The following is a 20302-nucleotide window of genomic DNA, read 5'->3' on the forward strand; positions in this document are numbered from 1 at the left end:
GAATTAAACCACATACTCCACCGCTTGTGCGGGCCCCCGTCAATTCCTTTGAGTTTCACCGTTGCCGGCGTACTCCCCAGGCGGGATACTTAACGGCTAGTGATCGTCGCCTTGGGACTCCTTTACACTTCCAACTAGCTAATCAGACGCGAGCTCATCTTCAGGCAGTTAACCTTTCACCTTTCGGCACATCCGGTATTAGCCACCGTTTCCAGTGGTTGTCCCAGACCTAAAGCTAGATTCTCACGCGTTACTCACCCGTCCGCCACTGTGTCCGAAAACACCGTTCGACTTGCATGTGTTAAGCATACCGCCAGCGTTCATCCTGAGCCAGGATCAAACTCTCCGTTTTAAATGGATGGAGTTTGTGGCTCCGAAAAATATTTTTTTTCGCAATCCTAGTTAAAATTTCGATTATCTTTTGACGAGGATTGGTTTTTTCTTAAGCTTTCAAAGTATTATGTTTTTCAGGTTCAGCGGTGGTTGGCATCTTTCGCTTTTCCACTTAACTAGAATAACTAGTCATCCTCTAGTTTGTCAAGCAGTAAATTTCTTTTTTCTACTAAAAGGGCAAATTCCTTGACTGGCATTACTTTCAGGTGAATGATATAAGCAACGGAAGGGAGGCGAAAACAACGTGGCTAAACCTGACTGTATGAAGAATGCAGGTTTGTTGTCTCTAAATGGGATCTGATGCAGGTTGAGTCATTATAGTAATAGACCTCTTTCAAAAAAGTTTTGTGGTATATTAGAGGGTTAAACAAATTGTCAGAAAGTTAACAAGCATTTTGAATATCATAGTTATAAACGCCAGCAATTAAGTGAGAACGCAATGCAAAACGTTTTCTGCGATTGCGGTATCGCTGGCTGAAAATCCGAAAAATTTTTAATCTACGGTTGACGTCTTCCACAGCAACTCGGCGACGCGCTAAATCACGATTAAACTGCTTATCAACATTCGTCAACTTACCTGTTCTCGGTTTCTTTCTTGGTATACGGCTATTGGCATGAAATTTAGCAATTCCTTGGTAGCCGCTATCTTCGAGACTTTCGGTATCAGAATGAAAACGAACTTTACTGTGAATAAACAGTTTGAAATCATGTCTACGACCTGAATCATTGACAACACAAATTACTTGTAACGTTTTCAGGTCAATCACAAATTGTGACTTAAGTGTATGTCGTTTTTGTTTCCCACTAAAAAAACGTTTCTGACCATATTTAGGACGTTCTATGGGACTTTCAGTCACATCCATTGCTACTGTTTTCGGTTTTTGTGATGGTGTCAACAATGACTTTTTTCCTCCTAACCGAAACCTCCCGGAATTGACTAAAATATTTTCTACCCAATGAACAGTACGACAAACCGTTGCTTCTGACACCTGCCAATCACTGGCGATATGGAAATAAGTTCGATATTCACCGCAGGTTCCGCGTCTCCGGCTTTGCGCCAGTACGTTAAACACACCAATGCCTGGTCTTCCAAACACAAAGTTTTGGCGTGAAGAAGCAAAATTTTCGACTATAACTGGGTATTCGCAACCAAAAAGGATGGCAATCCTAACCTTCGGTTACTAGCTCATGCCGACACTCCAATAGTACGTCATGTGAAAGTTAAAGGCGAATCGTGACCATACGACGGGAACCTGGTTTACTGGAGTACAAAAATGGGTAAAAATCCTGAAATGCCAAAAAGAGTGACAACACTTTTGAAAAAGCAAAAAGGGAAATGCACCCACTGCGGTTTGTTCTTCCGCGAAGACGATCTTCTAGAAGTTGACCATAAAATCCCAAAATCGCAAGGTGGTAAGGATATTTACGATAACTGGCAATTCCTACACAGGCATTGCCACGACATAAAGACTGCCAGCGATGGTAGTCCTGGCACAAAATCTGGCTGTAATAGTGCCGAGCCTAAGCCCACCAGAAAACTTGAAAAAGTCGCGGAGAAATTGGTAATGAGGTATGCGTGACAAGCACCAAATCATTGAGGAGCCGGATGATGCGAAAGTATCACGTCCGGTTTTGAAGACCAACGGGGTTGGTGACAACTTCGTTGAGTTTAATACTTCCTCTCAAAAGTATTTTGCTTATTAAGCGTGTCACTATAGAAAATAGAGCAGCAGAAAATAGAGCAATAGGAAGATTAAATAACGCTGTGCAGATAACATTCTTAGGCACGAGTTCCGGTGTACCCACGCGATCGCGCAATGTTTCCAGTGTCGCTCTGAGATTACCCCAAAGGGCAGAGCTGTGGTTATTCGACTGTGGCGAAGGCACCCAGCATCAAATTATCCGGAGTGAACTGAAAATCAGCCAACTCTCACGAATTTTTATCACTCATATGCACGGCGACCACATCTTTGGCTTAATGGGACTTCTTGCTACTTGCGGCTTGGCAGGCAATGTGGAACGAATTGATATATATGGCCCACCTGGATTAAATGATTACATTCAAGCCGCCTCCCGTTACTCCTACACACACTTTTCCTACCCCATTAAAGTCCATGCCATCCGTCCAGGAGTAATTTATGAAGACGATGACTTCACCGTTAGCTGCGGTAATTTACATCATCGGATTACAGCTTTCGGCTACCGCGTAGCCGAAAAAGACCGATCGGGACGCTTTGATGTGGAAAAAGCGAAGGCGTTGCAAATTCCTCCTGGTCGGGTTTATGGTCAACTTAAGCGTGGTGAAACAGTGACGCTTGCGGACGGACGGGTGATTGATGGCAGTCAATTATGCGGGCCTACAGAAATTGGTCGAAAAATTGCCTATTGTACAGACACAATTTATTGTGATGGGGCAGTGGAATTGGCTCATGATGCAGATGTATTAATTCACGAAGCAACCTTTGCTCATCAAGATGCAGACATGGCTTTTCAACGGTTGCATTCCACAACCACAATGGCAGCGCAAACAGCTTTAGCTGCTGGGGCACATCGACTGATTATGAGTCATTTCAGTCCCCGCTATGCTCCTGGCAATACCTTGGAATTAAAGGATCTTCTTCAGGAAGCCCGTGCTATTTTTCCCCGTACTGACATGGCTTATGATTTTATGATTCATGAAGTCCCCAGGCGGCGGGAAGTAGAGTTAAGCAAGGTAGGCGTTTAAATTTTGGATTTTAGATTTTCTATTAAACCCTTGTAATCGAAAATTAACCAGGCTCTATTCTTGGACTTTAGTAGTCTAACTCATAACATCATAATGTCCAGGAAATAAACAGCACTTTAGCTTGAGGAGTAAGTAAACTAGTTATTCAATAATTTCCGGTTCACTAAGTGTATTAATAATTTACTAATACTATGGTTTAGATATTATTTTAAATTTGTTGTTTATATTAGAAGTTATTAAAGTAACTTTAATAGTATAGTAATAATGTAAATCAGAGAAGTTTATACTTAAATACTTAGAAATTAGGAAAAATAATTATTTTTTTGTCAAGATTCTTCTTTCTTAAATAAAATTATTAAAAATTTATTCTTACAACACTGATTAAGAATTTATATGCATGAATTGATGAACATGAAAGCGCCAGTTGGCATAATATTGTGCGAAGTGAGCTTCTCATTGTTGGAAGAAAAGCTAAGTATGCTATTGCAGCTAGCAGTATAAAAAAGATTTCATATTTCTCATAAATCTTCCAAATAAATATAGTGTTTCCATATTAGAGGAGTTTGATAGTGGCTAAGACTAGTCTGAATCAAGAGCAACAGATTACTACTTCAGCACAAGGCGCAGTTGAAATCAGACAACTATCTGCTATTTTGCTTCGGCGACGTTTGCTGATCTTAGGGGTTTCCTGTGTAGTTATGTCAGCTGCTAGCCTCCTAGCTTTCATTGCCAAGCCTACTTACCAGAGCAATATGCAGATATTGGTAAATTCCAATTTATCTGAAGGCACACAGTCAAATAATATTCCAGAAAGCACAGACACTAAGGTTACTGAACCCAATTCTCAAGTTGTTGATTCCACTACTCAGATGAAACTCATGCTGAGTTCTAAGTTGCTTAAGAAAGCCGTAAATTTACTTCATTCTGATTATCCTGATATTACCTTAGAGTATATCAATGGTCAAACAGAACAGAACAAAAAAGCATTTCTAGAAGTGACTCCAGAAGAGGGAGGGATAGGAGCTAATAAAGTTTTTAGCCAATTATTTAAAGTTTCTTTCAATGATAACGATCCAGTCAAAACGCAAAGAGTACTTCAAGCTCTACAAAAAGTTTATCAAAACTACAATAAAGAGCAACAAAAAGAACGTCTCAATCAAGGGCTGGCTTTTGTAAATACTCGACTACCTGAAATAAAAAAAGACGTGAGTAAAGCTGAGAAAAATTTGGAACAGTTTCGCAATAAACATAAGTTACTCGATCCCGAAGTCCAAAGTAAAATGCTGTTAGAGTCTCTAGCTGATATTCAAAAACAGCTACAGACTACTCGTGCTCACCTTCAAGATGTAAACGCTCGCTACGATAATCTAGAGCAACAAATAGCTTCATCGTCTCAACAAAATGAACTATTTTCTTCTCGTTTAAATCAGTCAAGTCGTTACCAAACACTATTGAGTGAAATTCAAAAAACTGAACTAGCTTTGGCTAAGGAGCGACTACGCTATACAGACGATTACCCATCGGTACAAAAACTAAAGCAACAACGCCAAAGTCAATTGTTGCTATTACGAGAAGAGGTGAAGGCTATTACTACTAGCAGTAAGGGAGAACCGCTCTTAAAAGAACAAATTGTAGGGTTTGAGCCAAAGCTACTAGACGAGTTAATTCTGGTTCAGACAAATGTCTTAGGACTAACTGCTAATGAAAAGAATCTAGCCGATTCAGAACAGCGACTTCGCTCTGAGCTAAACAAATACCCAAGCTTAATAGCAGAGTATAACCGTCTGTTGCCAAAGGTAGAAACTAGTCGTAAAAGCCTTGAACAATTACTCCAAGCGCAACAGTCTTTGGGACTGAAAATTACTCAGGAAGGATATAACTGGCAACTTTTAGCAGAACCTGCTCTGGGTACTTATATGGGGAGCAACAGATTATTATTTTTGGTTGGAGGGGCGGTAATTGGGCCGATTTTAGGTATCTTAGCAGCCCTGATTTTGGAAAAGTTTAATGACGCTATTTATTGTGTCGGAGATTTAAAGAAACTGACTAACCTACGTGTACTAGGGTCAGTACCAAAACTACCGTCGCGTGGTGTCAAAAAGCGGCGGCTGGTCTTGCCTTGGAATAGGCGGCGAAGCTCAGATTCCTCTATAGTAGAAGCTAGTACTAGCTTACCCGTCCATGAAACCCTGGACATGATCTACCAAAATATTCAAATATTAAAATATCCCTTACCCTTCAAATCGTTGATGTTGACTTCAGCACTACCAGGGGAAGGGAAGACAACTTTAGTATTAGGGCTTGTAGCTAGTGCTACCCGAATGCATCGACGGGTATTAGTTATTGATGCTAATTTACATAATCCTAGCCTGCACAAAATCCTGGAACTATCCAATGACTGGGGACTATCTCTGTTATTAGTTGATGAGACGACAACTCATTTTCAAGATTATATTCAGCCTATTCACCCCTGCATTGATATTTTGACTGCTGGTCCTGAAGCAGACGATACGGTAAAATTGCTCAGTTCTCAACGAATGAAAGAGCTAATAGAACTGTTTGAGCAAAGTTATGACCTAGTACTGATAGATGCTCCACCTATTTTAGGTACAGTTGATGCCAGAATTGTGGCAGCTTTTTGCAATGGGATCGTAATGGTAGAACGCATGGGGAAAGTGACCCGAACTGAACTGACTCAAGCAACAGAAATTTTGAGTAAGTTGAATTTAATTGGAATTATCGCTAATGAAGTGAGCAATTCTCAAAATGTATTGGCATCGTAGACTAAAGAAGCATGGGGCATGGGAAATTGGAAAGATGTAGAGGAGAGGAATTCTTTTCCTGCCTGCTATCTTCTGCCTTCTTCAACTGATTTCTACCTTATAGCTAAAACAAAATGCATAATTAGTAGGAGGTGGCAACCTCCTGTGTTGGAGAAGTGTCTCATCTTAAAGTAGTAGACGCCATAATCAAAAGCGTCAATTAGATACTAATGTGATTAGATGACCAGCATGAAATTCCAACTTTACTTAGGCTTTTTACTTTCCCAGATTAAAGTACGTCATTGGTGGGTAAGTGTCCTCTTGTGGATTGTTTTGGTTGCCCCAGCTCAAGCGTCTGTAATTCTGCGCGTGGCAATTGAAAGGGGGGTTAATCAGGTAAAAGTGGGCAGTTCCACCACTGGAATTGTCAAGGATAGTACCGGCCGGACTCTCGGACAGTTACCAGCGATGAGTGCATATTATGCCCAAGCTATTCCTGGCGGAGTTGCTTTAGATAAGTGGCAGTCTGGTTTATTTTGGATTGAGCCAACAGGTAAAGGATTCGTTTATATTGGCTCACGCTGGTATCGAGGTAGAACTCTGGTTGTTCCCACAGACAAAGGCTTAACGGCTGTTAACTGGGTTGATGACCAAGAGTATCTTTACAGCGTTCTCGGTGGCGAAATGGATGCTAGCTGGCCCCAAGAAGCACTAAAAGCCCAAGCGATCGCAGCTCGCACCTACGCCCTCTACGAGCGAGAAAAACAACGGAGTAATCCCGTTTACGATTTAGGCAATACCCCCGATCGCTGGCAAATTTACAAAGGCGTCATCAGTGAAGCTCCTGCAACTTACAAAGCAGTTGATGAAACAGCAGGACAGGTACTAACTTACAAAAACCGGATTATTCTCTCCGTTTTCCACGCTTGTTCTGGGGGACATACCGAAAATGTTGAAGACGTTTGGGGAAGCAGCGAACCTTACCTACGTGCTGTTCAAGACTACGATCAAAATATCCGCGAGTGTAATTGGATAAAAACTTTCTCCCCCAGTGAGATTAGCGCTAAATTCCCTGAAGTTGGCAGTGTGACGGCGATGATTCCAGAAACATTCTCGCCTTTCGGTAGTGTTAAAGTCTTGAAAATTGTCGGCAACAGGGGTACAAAGATGCTACAGGGCGAGGAAGTGCGGACAGCCCTCAGGTTAAAAAGTACCCGTTTTAAAGTTACTAAGGGAGGCGATGGTAGTTTTGTACTTCAAGGGTTTGGCTTCGGTCATGCTTTGGGCATGAGTCAGTGGGGGGCATACAATCTGGCTCGGCAAGGAGTGAACCACCTGCAAATTTTGGGACATTATTATCAAGGTGTAGCCTTAACACCAATTCAGGCAAAGTAAGGAAAAAGTTAGGAGTTAGGGGTTAGGAGTTAGGAGTTAGGAGTTTGGAGTTTGGAGTTTGGAGTTAGGAGTTTGGAGTTTGGAGTTTGGAGTTTGGAGTTCTAAATAAATCTTAATTATTCACTCCTCACTCTCAACTCTTCACTGTTAACTCTATTCGCTACTCCCGCGTTCCAAGCGTTTTTTCCATTCAGCGTCCATTTTTGCGGAACGCTCTACTTCTTGGTCGAGTAAGTCAGTTTCGCTAGAATACACTAAATCTTCATTGCCAATGACTTTTTCTGCTGCAAATTGTTGGGCGTAGTTGATTTTTTGCTGTAAAGGTGGATCAAGACTTGCCAATATCCTTGCTCTGGAAAGGCGATCGCGGTTGCGATCGCCTATTTTACCATTACGCCACTGAATCCAGAAATAACGCAATAACGGTATGGCTAAAAAACCTGCTCCATAAGCCAATAGCAGCCAATAAATTCCTTGCACAAAACCGACAAAAGCTGCCAGTTCACCTAATCGGGCGACAACAGTGCCATCTCTCAACAAACTTTTTAATACTAAAGCACCAACAAAATTTAGCACCCCCAACCCAGCACTCAGCATAATTTGCCCTGAACTTGCAGCACTAAAACGCCAGGGAAATTCCTCCAAGTGATCTGATATTGCATGACGGCGCTTTTTAACTGCACTCACCTGCAACTCTGGGAAGTAATAAACAATTTGCCCTTCTGGACTTACCGTCGGTTGCCCATTAAATCGCGTCAGAACGGGCAGCATATAATCTTCGTACTCTCTTGTATATCCCTCGCCAATGTCATCCAAATATGGGGAAATTTGTTCTGCTACCACTGCACCACGGTTACTGCGAATCACTGTAGCAATTTCTTGCCAGCGACGTTCTTCTAAGTTGGCGTTAGGATTCCCATCGCCAAACAAAAAGGAAAACACAGCTTCAAAGAAATTGAGATTGCTTTCTTGCCGCCTTTCACGTCGCCGTTCCTGGTTGTGGATGTCATAATTTGGGCTAAGATACCAAAATAAATTTGGAAAATAAAAGAACCCCCCACCGCCGAAACTACTGCCCCGATTGTTGCCGTTGCGATCGGAATTGGTAGAGGTAATGATAATGTAGATGGTAACAGTTATCAGGATAATGGAAACAGTTAACAAAATTCCAAAAGAAATCCGAATCAGATAAAACAGAACACTCCAGACCTTTTTCCACGATTCTTGCAATCGTAACCGGAAGTATTTATTACGCAAAATTGCTCGAAAATTTTGTGGAAAAAGGTAAATAATATCACCTGAATCCGCTACTTGCAAATGTCCCCCGGCATCAGATGCTAGGGCTAATAAGCTTTGATTAGCTTCAGCGACGTTTAATCCTGCCTGGGTTGCCACATCACCAACGGTGACACGGTAGCCCAGTTTTTCTACAGCTTGCATGATGGTGGGACTAGGAGCCATTGCTCTCCCCTCCTGTTGAAACTTAATTGGCTTTTCTTAAGTATAAAGTTTTATTTTGAGCGACTTGGCAGGGGTAGGAATGAAGCATGAAATTATTAAGTATAGAAATTACATAAATTTAATAAACGGACACTGAAGTATATTTATCAATAAATAAACGGACACACAGTATGTTATAATTATTTGCCTCAGCTTGGTTAACCAGGAAATTTTCTGCTCAAATATGGTTCAGTATACTCTCGCTCAAAGCCCAGAAATTATCCTTACTGTTTCTGGAAAAGATTCAGCAAAAGCCCGTGATAAAGCAATGGATCAGTTGATGGAACTGATGGATGCAGGAAAGCTACCCACGGAACTGGAAGAAGGATTTGGTCCTCAACAATTAATTGAAGTTAAAGAGTCAACTATTGATACTACTAGCGGTGAGGATAGCATTACACAAGCTGTCCAGGTTCTAAGTAACCTGGCCACACTCAAGCTGAAAGTTCAAGAATCACGAGATGAAGCGTTAGAAATTCGCAAAGCGGTTGATGTTCTGTTCACCGACGAATCAGTAACAGAAGAGGAAATTACTCGACTCAAGGAAGGTTTTAAAGTTCTCAAAAATTTTGCCCAAGCTAATGTGCGTTATCAAGAAGCACGATCTAAAGCAGAACAGGCTCGCCAGACTCTGGATCAAGCTCTAAAATCGCCTGATAAGTAACATTTACAGACTTTAAGGAAAGTAATTAAAAAATTTAAAAGACAGGCTAGTTGAGCCTGTCTTTATTACTGGGGCGCTAGGATTCGAACCTAGGGATGGCGGGACCAAAACCCGCTGCCTTACCACTTGGCTACGCCCCAACAACTTCACTCTAGTTAATATAGCAGTTACCCCTGGGTTCCTGTCAAGTACTTTTATAGTTAATTTCAGACAAGGGGTTTTTATAGCAGAAGATTGATTGGTTTGAATTCCTACAGTTCAAGTTAAGTTTACACAAACAGGCAAAGACGATGATACCTGTGATGCCTTCGCATCTAAATCTGGTTTGTTTGAGTATGAATGGCTTTGGAAAGGTAATCACAGTATATTATTATACTAAAAAAATAATCAATCGCGGAGTGAGCAGGGGAAATAGCGGAAGAAGATATCTGATAGTCGTCTTGGATGCAGGAATTGAGTAATTTAATTTTTGGACTTGCCTTATCTTATTAAGGGCTTGTTGCTAAAGTGCCATCAACTGCTAATATATTACCTTCAGAAGCATATCTAGGCTTGTTTCAAAATGTAAAGCAGTTACTCCATCCTATACAATTTCTACGATGTTATCTAATCTGGACATCAGTAAGCTAATCAGCATTCAAGTTGCATAATCAGGGCGCTCATGTTGCCCACCCCACAAGATATTGAGAAAATTTCCATCTGCAAATTAAATGTGTTTTAGCTTATAGCTAGACCACAGGCAAAAGCTTTAGCAATTAAAGTTATAAGTAGGTCGGCGAGAAAAACCAAACTATGTAACGAAAAGTAAAGTCTCTGGATTTGGCTTGGAGTTGCGCTTTAGTACTAAAACGCAACTCCAAAGCAGTGATGATTATTTACGCGGACTTACTTATTTGTAACTATTTTTGCAAAAAACTCAAAATTTAGGCATTATGTAGTATTTTTGGCAATAACTAATTAATCAATTAGAATTAGTTCGAGAGCAATTTTTTGTCTAGTTATAAAATGCAAAATCTTAGCTATTTTAATCAGTATAATTATTGAATAGCTACTTTGTGATTTAGCGAGTATCCAGTTACTAGTTTTAGCTGAAAACATAGCTTTACCTATAGATAGACCTTTGAGCTTTTCAAGTATTGCATAGTTAGCAGCTTTGAATACCGAGCCACAGTTAGGTGCTGTATTATCTTGATGTTCTTTTGCCCAATTTTGCCTTGAAATTAGAGGATTTTCGGTGAATTCTGTTGGTTTAAACTTGAAAATTGCACTCAATATCAGTTTTGAGTGTATACCAGTAAACATAGTTTCTCGATAATCTCGGACAATTTGACTATTTTCAAGTGTTTTTATACATCCATCTTCAAAGAAAGTTACACTTTCAACAAAGTCGTATATTGTAGATCCATGTTGTCTTCCTCTACCAGCATTCATTGCTAATGCACCACCAATAGTTGCGGGTACAGATGCAAGATAATAAAAAGAATTCATGGAGTTTTGATAACAATATTTTAATACTTCCATCACTGAAGCAGAAGAAGATACTTCAAGTCTGTTATTAGCTAAAGGATTTGTGTACTTAGGTAGTTTATTTTTCAGTATCAATGATTGGATATTTTTTTGAACAAACAGGGTGTTAGACCCATTTCCAATTATATAAATCTTTACTTTGTTTTCTTTAGCCCAATTACAGTACTCCTGAAGGTCATCTACACTATTGATCTCTCCTACTCGCTCAAAGTAATGTCGTGTTCTATAGTGCGAAAGACTGTTTGATGTTAAAGACTCAATCTTTAAATTAGGCATCTTAACTCTTTCTACTCCTTTTGGGTTTGGGCTTTTAATAAAGATAAACAGTTTGCCTATCATTTGTCAAACACAATACAGTCAGAAAATGACCTATTTTTAAAGTATTCGTTATTCTTTATTCCTGATTTCATCCATGATGACTTTTACTATCGATTGTTCGTTGTAAAATGGCTTCAATTAAATGTTTTTTTGATTCAATAATTTTTGATTCTAAAATCATAGATACTGATTCGTAATCAATATCAAAAATTTGCTTTTTGAATAATTTATCTTTTAATTTTTCCGTAAAAATCCGGTTTGTCAAGCCAAAATCATTAAGCAAATCTTTCACTTTGTTTGATTTATCACTAGGAATAAATACTGTAAAAGGTTTATGAAAAATAATAGAAAATACAGTGCCGTGAAAAGTATTAGTCACGATATAAGATGCTTCACTATGTAATCCAATCCAGTCTTTTGGACTAGCAGTTTCTAAATTTATTTGTGCTAACTGTTCATATCTACCGACTGAAACTATAGTTAGATTTTGCTGCTCTGCCAGTAATTTTATAAAATCTTTTTCCTCTGCTTCCATCTCAGCTTGAACGTACAATAGAAGATATTTATTTTTTATTTTTGGAGGATTTTTCAGTGCATCATACTTAATTAGGAAAGTAGGATCTAAAACTTTTATGGCTTTTTTATTGCATTCATTAGCAACAATGTTTAGACTATTAGAATCACGAACTAAAATGGTTTGAAACTGATTAATCAATTTATATATTTCTTTTTGATAAGTCCATAATTTTGTTGTATTACCAAAACTTGCTGCATAACTTATCTTACGAGTAGTTTTATTGCTAACAAAATCTAAAAAAAAAGAAGAATTATACCCTCTAAAGGAATCTATACACCATATTTGATCACTACCACATATTACTACATCATACTTGTCATGGTAGTATTTTAAGGCTTTTTTATAATAAAATTTTTTATCGCTTAATTTAACATGAGAAAGCAGGAAGCGTCTAGTTTTACAATATCTTGAAATATAAATCAAACATTTTTCGTTAATCCGAATTTTCTTACTTTCACTAGTGCTAGACTTTACTCTTTTGATTGGAAGTAAAGCTCTGAAATACATCCATGCTATTTTAAGAGGGCGATAGTCTATTATTTCAACATCATAGCCTTGACTGTTAAGAAAACTCCATAGAGCACAAGCCTGGAGTGTTGCTCCGTAATTGTCTACATGGTGAAAAGTTAGAATTCCAATTTTCATCTTTGCTCTCTTTAATAAATTTTTAATTTAATCTTAATTTAATAGCCAGATTTTTTGACTAATTAGTTTTATGAGATTAGATAGATTTATTTTTTTTTGTTAAGCTATCATAGATAGAAGTATATTAAATGAATGAATTCATAAATATATAGTAATATTCACTATTATTTATACATAAAAAAGTTATACTTTTGTCTTGATTTTGATATTCAGACTTTCTCCTAATTCAAGTAGTTGTATGAAAAGCTTGGGTGATATTACTGAGATAGTAAAAATATAAATAGAGATTCCGAATATCCCTGAAATAACTAGTAACATCCATGTTTCCAGAAAATTTCCTAAGAAATATTTAGTAGCTAATATAGTTCCAACCATTGTTCCAGAAGCTACTAAAGGTACTATGTATAAACGCAGATAGTTATTTAAATTTATCTTAACAAGTTTATTAATAGCTAATAACGAAATAGGTAATAAGACGTAACCACGAATTACATAAGCAGAAGCAACAGCTACAATACCTAATCTAACTACCAGAGCAAAACCGATAACATTAGTAACTGTATTGATTACTTGTATCCATAACCTCCAGGAAGGTTTGCCTAGCGCCAGAATTACAGAATTGTTATAAAAGAAAATTAGATGAACAGGGCCAATAAAAGATAGTATTTGCAATACTGGAATGCTCTGAATCCACTGATCACCAAAAAATACTTTTATAAACTCAGTTGCTAATACTGGTACACTAAGAAATATTGGGAAAGCAATGAGACTTGTGAACTGAGTAGCAGCGTAGAAAGCGTTTAGCAATCGTTCTGGTTCTGCCTGTAACCTAGAAAATATTGGTAGTGCAACTTTAGTTGTAGTACTGATTAAAACTTGCATCATTACTAGCAATAATTTATAAGCTACCGAGTAATAACCTAATGCAACTAGTCCTAGATAGTAGCCAATAAGTAAGTCATCGGCTCGACGATTGAAAAAGTTAATTATGTTAAACGCAGATATATTAATTCCAAAGTTAAAAAGTTCTTTAACATGTATCCTCGAAAATTGGAATCCTGGTCGCCAATCGCTAACTCGCCACAAGACTATAACCTGTATAAAACTACCTGATAGTTGTTGACCTACGAGGCTCCAAACGCCAAAGCCTAAAAAAGCCATCCAAATGCCAACTATTCCACCTATTATCACTGCCAATAGTGAGCGGATTGCTAAACTTTTGAAGGCAAACTGACGTTCAACAACCGCTTGCTGCACGCTGCTCAATCCATTACATACAAAGCTTATAGATAAGCATTGAATGATTGGTACTAAGTGTGGCTGTTTAAAGAAATCAGATGTTAATCCAGCCCCAGCAATACTTAATACAGTTAAAACTATACTGATTCCTAATGTTGTCCAGAATGCAGTGTCTAAATGCTCTGAATCTATCTGTTGACGTTGGATAATTGCTACAGAGAATCCTTGATCGACAAAAATTTGTACAAATTCAATAAATATAGATGCTAAAGCAATTAAACCAAAAGTTTGTGGAGTAAGTAAACGAGCTAGAATAAAAAAAACAATTAAAGAGACTGCTTGACGTCCCCAACTTTCTATAACAGTCCAAATTACGCTTTTAACAGCTTTTTGCCGTAAAGTTGATGAATCTTTAGGTGATTCCATTACATAGTTTACCGATGAAAGAACCTACAGTATATAGCTTTGATATTGCTGGCTATGAGCATCTGGATTATTTTTTTCAGACGGATCAATTACACCTTATTTTATTTAGATTTTAGTGATAATCCAAAATTTTTACTCCGAAAGTAACATCAAAACTACGTAAGGCAATCATTACTGTGAAGAAAGTATTTTTTAGTTTAAGTAATTGTTATTAGAAGAGTTTACCACAATCTTCTTGTAAATTTGCAGCAATTCAAGAAACTATTAGCATAAATTTTACTGAGGAGCCAGCCTATTGAATTTTCATATAAAACGCCCTGTTAGTTATAATTTATGGTTTAGAGTGGTATATAAGTTTTCTAATCAGTTGTTAAGACAACATAAAGTTTTTTATTTTTTGGTTTACTGTTTATATGTATCTCACAGAACTTACGCAAAATATCTCTCAAACTCTGGTTTTTGCGTGTAGCGCCAGTTGCTACTCTGTGGGAACGCTAAGAGCGAACAAGTTGCGGTTCGTTATTGCGTAACTCTTATCTCAATAATGTTGTGTTTCACAGAATATATATTCGCTTTGCTTTTTCTTAATCCCCAGTCTCGTGAAGGAATACTGCTGCAATACGACTTGATGATAGTAGTTGCTTCGTAGCTAGCCATATAAATAGTGGAATAGTTTTAGCATAGCGACCGCAAAGCCGGCGTGGTTCTTGAATCCATCGATACAACCATTCAAGCCCTAAGTCTCGAACTACGCGGGGTGCCCGTTTGTGAATTCCTGCATAAACTGGGAATACTCCACCCAGTCCAATCATTACAGCTTGTATCTTACCCTTATGTTGAGCTATCCAGTTTTCTTGCTTAGGACATCCCAGAGATACTAAGACGGTACTAGCACCACTAGAGTTAATCTTTTGAACCAAAGCTTCGTCTTCACTTTCAGTCAAGGGGCGAAAGGGTAGAGGTTCCATTGCCGCAATCTTCATTTGCGGAAATTCTCGCTCTAACCTTTTTCGCATCCTAGAAAGAACTTCTGTTTGGGAACCTAGAAAGAAAATGCTAAGATTTTGTGTTTGAGTAAGCTGACACAATGCTAGGAAAATATCCATTCCTGCCACACGGTCTTGATAAAGCGCTCCCATCTTTCGCATCATCCATACCAGAGGCATACCATCAGGGGTAACTATGTCTGCATTTCGTAATACGCTGGCAAACTCCGGATTCCAATGAGCTTCAATGAGCATGTGTACATTAGCTACATATACAGTTTTACTTTCACGCCTCCTCGCCCACTTGAGTATTGTTTGTACTTGATCATCAAAGCGTAAAGCAGTAATGGGAAAATCCAGTACTTTTTTAGTAGGTAGAAGCACTCTTGCCACCATCAATAACTCCTGTGTCCAAGAAAAAAATCCATAGATTACCTAGACAATTCCGAATATTCAAGAATTCAGATTAGATGATTCCTGACTTGTTGTAGCCTTGTGTCATCGTTGGAAGTTAACACATGGAGATACAATTGCCTTTTTAGTATACTTTTGACTTAACCGTTAATATTAGAATTATTCCCTGCTGTGTCCTAGTTTACTGTTTTAAGCTAGGGATTTCAGATCCTGGATGGCAAAATTCATACTTCCTTCATATTTAATTTTTCATTTGTTCATCCAAGCATTATAATTGCGATTAGCTCCTCTACACATACGTAGCATTTTATACTTAATTGACTACATAGGAAGGCGAAATATCAGACATTCAGCTTGCCGATTTTGATACGTAAGTATGCGCTTAAAAGGTCTAAATCAAATTAGTATATTTTAAAGAATGGCTAATAGTTTTTTCTTGTGACTATCCAAATTTATTACAAATTTAATTTAGGAACTTCCAAATAAAAAAATATTCAATTATTTATTGTTCACAGGGCTATTTACATTCTAAAAATTTGCTGAAGTGTGTTTAACCCAAAGGAACATAGCCGTTGAGGTTGTGCCATATTTTCAAACATATTGTCACGGAATAAATTAAGTGCGAAATTTCGAGCGAGTGCCTCCGGCACGCTACGCGAACGCAAAAATTTGAGGAAGGGGGGTGGTACGAATTCTAGAGACATCTTCACCCTGGGTAACGTCTCGAACGTAATGAACCTTATTTTCAACACCCCAGTATCCTCTGATCCGTGAGGCAAATGCTTGTTTCAGTTTCACTTAAAGAGGAAATGTAATAACGAGTCTCTGTTGTGACTTCAATCATCTGATGCGTAAATACTTGGCGCTCTGATTTAACTTGAATCAAAGTAGTAAGTCCAGGCCAAGAACGAATCCCATCCAAGGTTTTACAAATACTGACATGACGCTTTTCGACTCTACCGTGCCCTTTATTTATCTGTTCATAAGTTGATTCTGGTATAAAATTTGTTTTGACCTCTTTGAACAAACCTAGTTGATTACCTTTTAAAGCAGCAATGTAATCATTCCCACTATTAATTATTAGTTCACAAGTTTTTTTTGAGTATTAATAGCATCAAATGCAAAAACAACGCCTTGAAGAGCTAGTTTTTCAATCAGTTCAGGTAAAGCAATAAGATCATTAGTTTTGGCATCTACTTGACATGGCTCTAGAATCAATCCTCGCTCGACTTTTGTTCGCACTGACTAACATAATTGCTGGGTGAGAGTCCGAATTGAGATTATCATTTTCAATTTGGTATGAACCTTTGAGAACCTTACCATCCAAGCCAATAGTCTCTCCGACAGATGGTTGTACGTTAAAGAACTTAGCAAGACATGTGGAATATCCTTGATAATCAATATGCAATAAAGCCCGACGCACGGTGCTATAAGAAGGCAGCCTATTTTTTGGAGGGTTAAAAAGATTAATCAACTGTTCGTTGTAGCTTGAAATCCAATCTCCAATTGCTAAAAATACTTTATTCCCGGCTGCGATCGCTAAAGTAAATAATGCAAGACATAAAGTCAGGTTATGCCGTTGTCCTGCTTTTCGACGAGGGTCTTTAAGCTCTGCAAAAGCTTCTATAATTGCTGGTTGGCTCATGCAGGTAGATGCACGCGCTTGGATTCGCGCTAGATTATACCACATAGCTCCTATTTTTAGAATTAAATAGCCCTGATTGTGAGGTAGGCCACACGAGCACTATATAAACTGGGTGGGCTTTTGGAACCATTTTACAAGATTGGATAATTTATTTACTGGAGTTCCCTTAGTCTATATATTGAAAAATCCCTAAATTTTATTTTTTTCTCAAATAAAATCCCAAAAAATAAAGGGAAGATAAACTTATCTTCCCCTGCTCTCTTGTTTTTGTTGTTGTCTGCTTTGTTAGCTTCTTTGAGTCTTTGTCGTAACATTTGCCTTTGTTTTTTCAGTTGCCTCTTTCTTGCAGAACCGCCTCTACCTTTGTCATTCCTGCCTTCTTTACGGGGAGACTCCCATCTTTTCAGTCGCATAATTTTTTAACCTCTCTAGTACTTGCTTGGTAGTGGGCAGGAGGAGAATCGAACTCCTATGACCGCAAGGCCGCCACATTTTGAGTGTGGTGCGTCTACCAATTCCGCCACCCGCCCATATATCCAACCTTAATTAGTATACTCTAATTAAGTGATTTTGTAACAAGTCTGAAAATTAATTTTCAAAGTTTTGCTGAAATAATTAGCTTTAAGAACTTTCTGGCTTAGAGGCGTGGTAGGGCCAATAAACTAGGGTCAATATCCTGTAGTTTGGCGCAGCCGCTAAGTGCCATTCCTAGATTTAACTCATCTTGTAGTAGTGAGATGACATGAGATACACCAACTTGCCCTGCTACTGCTAGTCCCCACAAAATAGGTCGTCCGATTAGTACGGCTTTTGCTCCTAATGCCAGAGCTTTGAGAATGTCTGTACCCCTACGAATACCTCCATCTAATAGTACTTCTACTTTACCATCCACTGCTGCTACTATTTCAGCTAGAGCGTCTAAAGAAGCGATCGCACCATCAAGTTGTCTGCCACCATGATTGGAAACAACAATTGCTTTAGCTCCATATTCTACAGCCCGAACAGCATCATCTCCCCGTAAAATTCCTTTGATGACTAAAGGTAGTGGAGATAAAGACTGTAACCATTCCAAATCGTCCCAAGTTACTGCTGGGTTTAGCTGTTGGGCAAAATAGGTAAATAATCCAGATTCACCTTTTTCGTGGGAAATATCTAGCCCTGAGATGATGGCGAGATTAGCTAGATGTAAGTCTGGGGGTAGGGCAAACTCGTTACGTCTATCTCTTTCTCGCTGTCCGAGAACAGGTGCATCTACAGTTAGACAAAGTGCTTTGTAGCCTGCTTTATAGGCTTTTTCTACTAAAGCACGAGTTAATCCTCGATCTTTATGGATGTAAAGCTGGAACCATCGCAGAGAATCTGGAAATTTATCAGATGCAGTCGCCACTTCTTCGATGCTCTTTGTGGCCATTGTACTTAATATCATGCCCACACCAGCTGATGCCGCAGCTAGAGCCGTAGCAACTTCTCCTTCTGGATGGGCTAGACATTGAAAAGCCATCGGCGCAATTAATAAAGGTAGTTGGAGGGGTTGTCCTAAAATGGAGGTAGTGAGATTGCGATCGCTTACATCGACTAATACACGAGGTCGCAACTTGACTCGCTTAAAGGCAGCACGATTATCCTGTAATGTAACTTCATCCCAAGCACCACTGCTATAGTAATCAAGCGTCATTTGACAGAGATGTTCTTTTGCTAGCTTTTCGTACTCAAACAGATTTATTGGTTGAAAACGATGGTCGTTGGGTACAACTGTCATGGTAGAGGCTGTAGGTTAAGCAATGGGATGTTTTTTAATCGGATTGTCCGATTGAAGAAGCTTAAGGAATAAGAATTAAATAACATACAATTTATGTCCTTCGCTTACCTCACCCTCAATCCCTCTCCGATATATTGGAGAGGGAAGCTAGATAATTGATGAAGTTTTGCATTTTTTTTAATGCACGTTCCTAAGTAATCATTGATTTCTTAGTAAAGGTGGAAAACCAGTATCTCAGACTGAGTTCTTCTAAAGGAACCTATTTAATAATTCTTCCCTGGATAGTTGCAGCAATAAAGGAGTAAATTCCTCTGGAGATAATGCCAATAAAACTTCAGTAATTAATCTTAGTTCTGCATCTAAAGAACCAAAGCGAACTCGCAACAAATTTTCTATAACGTTACGACGTTCTGCTTGAATGCCTTCTTGAATGCCTTCTTGAATGCCTTCTTGAATTCCTTCTTGAATTCCTTCTTGAATTCCTTCTTGAATTCCTTCTTGTTTAACTTCTGCTAATTTTTGCTCGTAAATAGGTGATAAGCGCATAATTAAATCTCTATCCTCCTCGTCTATATTTTGATTGAATTCTAAGGTAGTCTTTAAACTCAATAATAAATCAATTGCTTTGGAACGTAAGGGATTATTTTGGGGAAGTGCTTCTAGTTCGTCTATTGCTTGTTGCTGGACTCTTCCCTTACCTAAAATTCTCAACCATAGTGTTTCTTCTGTACACGGTAATTGGTGAATTACCACAATTGCTGTTCTGAAATAATCGCCTAAAAAATGTACTCCTCTTCCCCAATTTTCTTCATCTAAGTTAGTTCTAAAACCATCCAATATAGATTCGGAAGCCGTGGGTGATAAAATCCACAAACGTGGTAATTCTGATTCTGCAAGCCGAGTTTTATCACCTTTAGCTTGGCGTTTTAATTCAGCAAAGATATCAAACAATTTATTTATGCAACTGCGGATCTCCGCAATTGTAGCTGCATTTCTAAATGGTTCAACTAATGCAGGTTCAGCCGCAAATTTTCCTAACAACCCTAATTCTATTGTATTTATCGATTGGGACGAAGGTAAAAAATAAACATCAATCTCTCGGATTTGGGCTGGAACTTTCCGACTTGTTTCTACTTCTCCTAATGGTTGTAACAATTCTTTAAGATAGTCTTTGGCGAACTGGTCGTAAGGAAACCTGGTCATTAGCTGATTTTATGGCTGTATCAGGATTTTACATCACAGTGCAATCGTCCATAGTTTGCTTGAAGAACTTGATTAAGTGCGATGTCTACGACGGGCTGTGCGATCGCATGAGCGAATAATCTGG

General features: G+C 38.6%; 16 protein-coding genes, 2 tRNA genes and 1 rRNA gene. 6 read left to right on the forward strand and 13 right to left on the reverse strand.

Features of this window, described 5'->3' with window-relative positions; all coding sequences use genetic code 11:
• Together V7K73_RS11155 and V7K73_RS11160 are read right to left on the reverse strand one after the other, a co-directional pair.
• A 16S ribosomal RNA gene (locus V7K73_RS11155) occupies nt 1-352 on the reverse strand; the annotation flags it as partial.
• Between the two features lie 424 nt (nt 353-776).
• Nucleotides 777-1490 (reverse strand): transposase family protein, encoded by a 714-nt coding sequence (locus tag V7K73_RS11160; RefSeq protein ID WP_334879879.1) that lies wholly within the window; start codon nt 1488-1490, stop codon nt 777-779.
• Between the two features lie 177 nt (nt 1491-1667).
• Here V7K73_RS11160 and V7K73_RS11165 point away from each other — a divergent pair, with 177 nt between their 5' ends.
• The 5 genes from V7K73_RS11165 (at nt 1668) to V7K73_RS11185 (ending at nt 7275) form a co-directional block, all read left to right on the forward strand.
• The gene (locus V7K73_RS11165; RefSeq protein WP_334879881.1) at nt 1668-1973 is read left to right on the forward strand and encodes an HNH endonuclease; all 306 of its coding nucleotides are present in this window, start codon (nt 1668-1670) and stop codon (nt 1971-1973) included.
• Nucleotides 1966-2097 carry a hypothetical protein gene (locus tag V7K73_RS11170; RefSeq protein WP_334879883.1) on the forward strand — a complete coding sequence of 44 codons (132 nt, stop codon included), beginning with the start codon at nt 1966-1968 and terminating at the stop codon, nt 2095-2097. The genes V7K73_RS11165 and V7K73_RS11170 overlap by 8 nt, the downstream gene beginning before the upstream one ends.
• A 61-nt stretch (nt 2098-2158) precedes the next feature.
• Complete coding sequence (locus V7K73_RS11175; RefSeq protein ID WP_334880055.1) at nt 2159-3118, forward strand: ribonuclease Z; 960 nt, start codon at nt 2159-2161, stop codon at nt 3116-3118.
• Between the two features lie 569 nt (nt 3119-3687).
• Nucleotides 3688-5901, forward strand: a complete 2214-nt coding sequence (locus tag V7K73_RS11180) for a GumC family protein (RefSeq protein WP_334879885.1) — start codon at nt 3688-3690, stop codon at nt 5899-5901.
• A 228-nt stretch (nt 5902-6129) separates the two neighbouring features.
• Nucleotides 6130-7275, forward strand: a complete 1146-nt coding sequence (locus V7K73_RS11185) for a SpoIID/LytB domain-containing protein (protein WP_334880057.1) — start codon at nt 6130-6132, stop codon at nt 7273-7275.
• A 153-nt stretch (nt 7276-7428) separates the two neighbouring features.
• On the opposite strand, the gene V7K73_RS11190 is transcribed toward V7K73_RS11185, so the two are convergent.
• Nucleotides 7429-8736 carry a hypothetical protein gene (locus V7K73_RS11190; protein ID WP_334879887.1) on the reverse strand — a complete coding sequence of 436 codons (1308 nt, stop codon included), beginning with the start codon at nt 8734-8736 and terminating at the stop codon, nt 7429-7431.
• 223 nt (nt 8737-8959) lie between these two features.
• On the opposite strand from V7K73_RS11190, the gene V7K73_RS11195 reads away from it, so the two are divergent.
• Nucleotides 8960-9439, forward strand: a complete 480-nt coding sequence (locus V7K73_RS11195; protein WP_334879889.1) for a hypothetical protein — start codon at nt 8960-8962, stop codon at nt 9437-9439.
• A gap of 68 nt (nt 9440-9507) precedes the next feature.
• Here the strand turns inward: V7K73_RS11195 and V7K73_RS11200 are convergent.
• From V7K73_RS11200 to V7K73_RS11245, 10 genes are all read right to left on the reverse strand, one after another.
• Nucleotides 9508-9579: transfer RNA gene (locus tag V7K73_RS11200), tRNA-Gln, on the reverse strand.
• Between the two features lie 817 nt (nt 9580-10396).
• Entirely contained in the window at nt 10397-11305 is a 909-nt protein-coding gene (locus V7K73_RS11205) for an FAD-binding protein (protein ID WP_334879890.1), read from the reverse strand.
• A 67-nt stretch (nt 11306-11372) separates the two neighbouring features.
• On the reverse strand, nt 11373-12506 hold the full coding sequence (locus V7K73_RS11210; protein WP_334879891.1) for a polysaccharide pyruvyl transferase family protein: 1134 nt from the start codon (nt 12504-12506) through the stop codon (nt 11373-11375).
• 183 nt (nt 12507-12689) lie between these two features.
• Complete coding sequence (locus V7K73_RS11215) at nt 12690-14171, reverse strand: lipopolysaccharide biosynthesis protein (protein ID WP_334879893.1); 1482 nt, start codon at nt 14169-14171, stop codon at nt 12690-12692.
• Nucleotides 14172-14755: 584 nt separating this feature from the next.
• Entirely contained in the window at nt 14756-15553 is a 798-nt protein-coding gene (locus V7K73_RS11220) for a WecB/TagA/CpsF family glycosyltransferase (protein WP_334879895.1), read from the reverse strand.
• A gap of 1198 nt (nt 15554-16751) precedes the next feature.
• Nucleotides 16752-17261, reverse strand: a complete 510-nt coding sequence (locus V7K73_RS11225) for a transposase family protein (protein WP_334879897.1) — start codon at nt 17259-17261, stop codon at nt 16752-16754.
• Nucleotides 17262-17368: 107 nt separating this feature from the next.
• Entirely contained in the window at nt 17369-17629 is a 261-nt protein-coding gene (locus V7K73_RS11230) for a hypothetical protein (protein WP_334879899.1), read from the reverse strand.
• A gap of 33 nt (nt 17630-17662) precedes the next feature.
• Nucleotides 17663-17746 (reverse strand) — tRNA-Leu (locus tag V7K73_RS11235).
• Between the two features lie 107 nt (nt 17747-17853).
• Nucleotides 17854-18975: an alpha-hydroxy acid oxidase gene (locus tag V7K73_RS11240; RefSeq protein ID WP_334879901.1), complete on the reverse strand. Its 1122-nt coding sequence runs from the start codon at nt 18973-18975 to the stop codon at nt 17854-17856.
• A 249-nt stretch (nt 18976-19224) separates the two neighbouring features.
• Nucleotides 19225-20178, reverse strand: a complete 954-nt coding sequence (locus V7K73_RS11245) for a hypothetical protein (protein ID WP_334879903.1) — start codon at nt 20176-20178, stop codon at nt 19225-19227.
• Between the last annotated feature and the right edge of the window lie 124 nt (nt 20179-20302).

The sequence above is a fragment of the Nostoc sp. genome, assembly GCF_036916975.1.
Taxonomy (GTDB): Bacteria; Cyanobacteriota; Cyanobacteriia; order Cyanobacteriales; family Nostocaceae; genus Nostoc.

Bases quoted from the DNA above. Each gene is read 5' to 3' on its own strand.
- V7K73_RS11165 (WP_334879881.1), top strand. From the start codon at position 1,668: ATGGGTAAAAATCCTGAAATGCCAAAAAGAGTGACAACACTTTTGAAA.
- V7K73_RS11170 (WP_334879883.1), top strand. From the start codon at position 1,966: ATGCGTGACAAGCACCAAATCATTGAGGAGCCGGATGATGCGAAAGTA.
- V7K73_RS11185 (WP_334880057.1), top strand. From the start codon at position 6,130: ATGAAATTCCAACTTTACTTAGGCTTTTTACTTTCCCAGATTAAAGTA.
- V7K73_RS11190 (WP_334879887.1), bottom strand. From the start codon at position 8,736: ATGGCTCCTAGTCCCACCATCATGCAAGCTGTAGAAAAACTGGGCTAC.
- V7K73_RS11195 (WP_334879889.1), top strand. From the start codon at position 8,960: ATGGTTCAGTATACTCTCGCTCAAAGCCCAGAAATTATCCTTACTGTT.
- V7K73_RS11205 (WP_334879890.1), bottom strand. From the start codon at position 11,305: ATGATAGGCAAACTGTTTATCTTTATTAAAAGCCCAAACCCAAAAGGA.
- V7K73_RS11210 (WP_334879891.1), bottom strand. From the start codon at position 12,506: ATGAAAATTGGAATTCTAACTTTTCACCATGTAGACAATTACGGAGCA.
- V7K73_RS11215 (WP_334879893.1), bottom strand. From the start codon at position 14,171: ATGGAATCACCTAAAGATTCATCAACTTTACGGCAAAAAGCTGTTAAA.
- V7K73_RS11220 (WP_334879895.1), bottom strand. From the start codon at position 15,553: ATGGTGGCAAGAGTGCTTCTACCTACTAAAAAAGTACTGGATTTTCCC.
- V7K73_RS11225 (WP_334879897.1), bottom strand. From the start codon at position 17,261: ATGTGGTATAATCTAGCGCGAATCCAAGCGCGTGCATCTACCTGCATG.
- V7K73_RS11230 (WP_334879899.1), bottom strand. From the start codon at position 17,629: ATGCGACTGAAAAGATGGGAGTCTCCCCGTAAAGAAGGCAGGAATGAC.
- V7K73_RS11240 (WP_334879901.1), bottom strand. From the start codon at position 18,975: ATGACAGTTGTACCCAACGACCATCGTTTTCAACCAATAAATCTGTTT.
- V7K73_RS11245 (WP_334879903.1), bottom strand. From the start codon at position 20,178: ATGACCAGGTTTCCTTACGACCAGTTCGCCAAAGACTATCTTAAAGAA.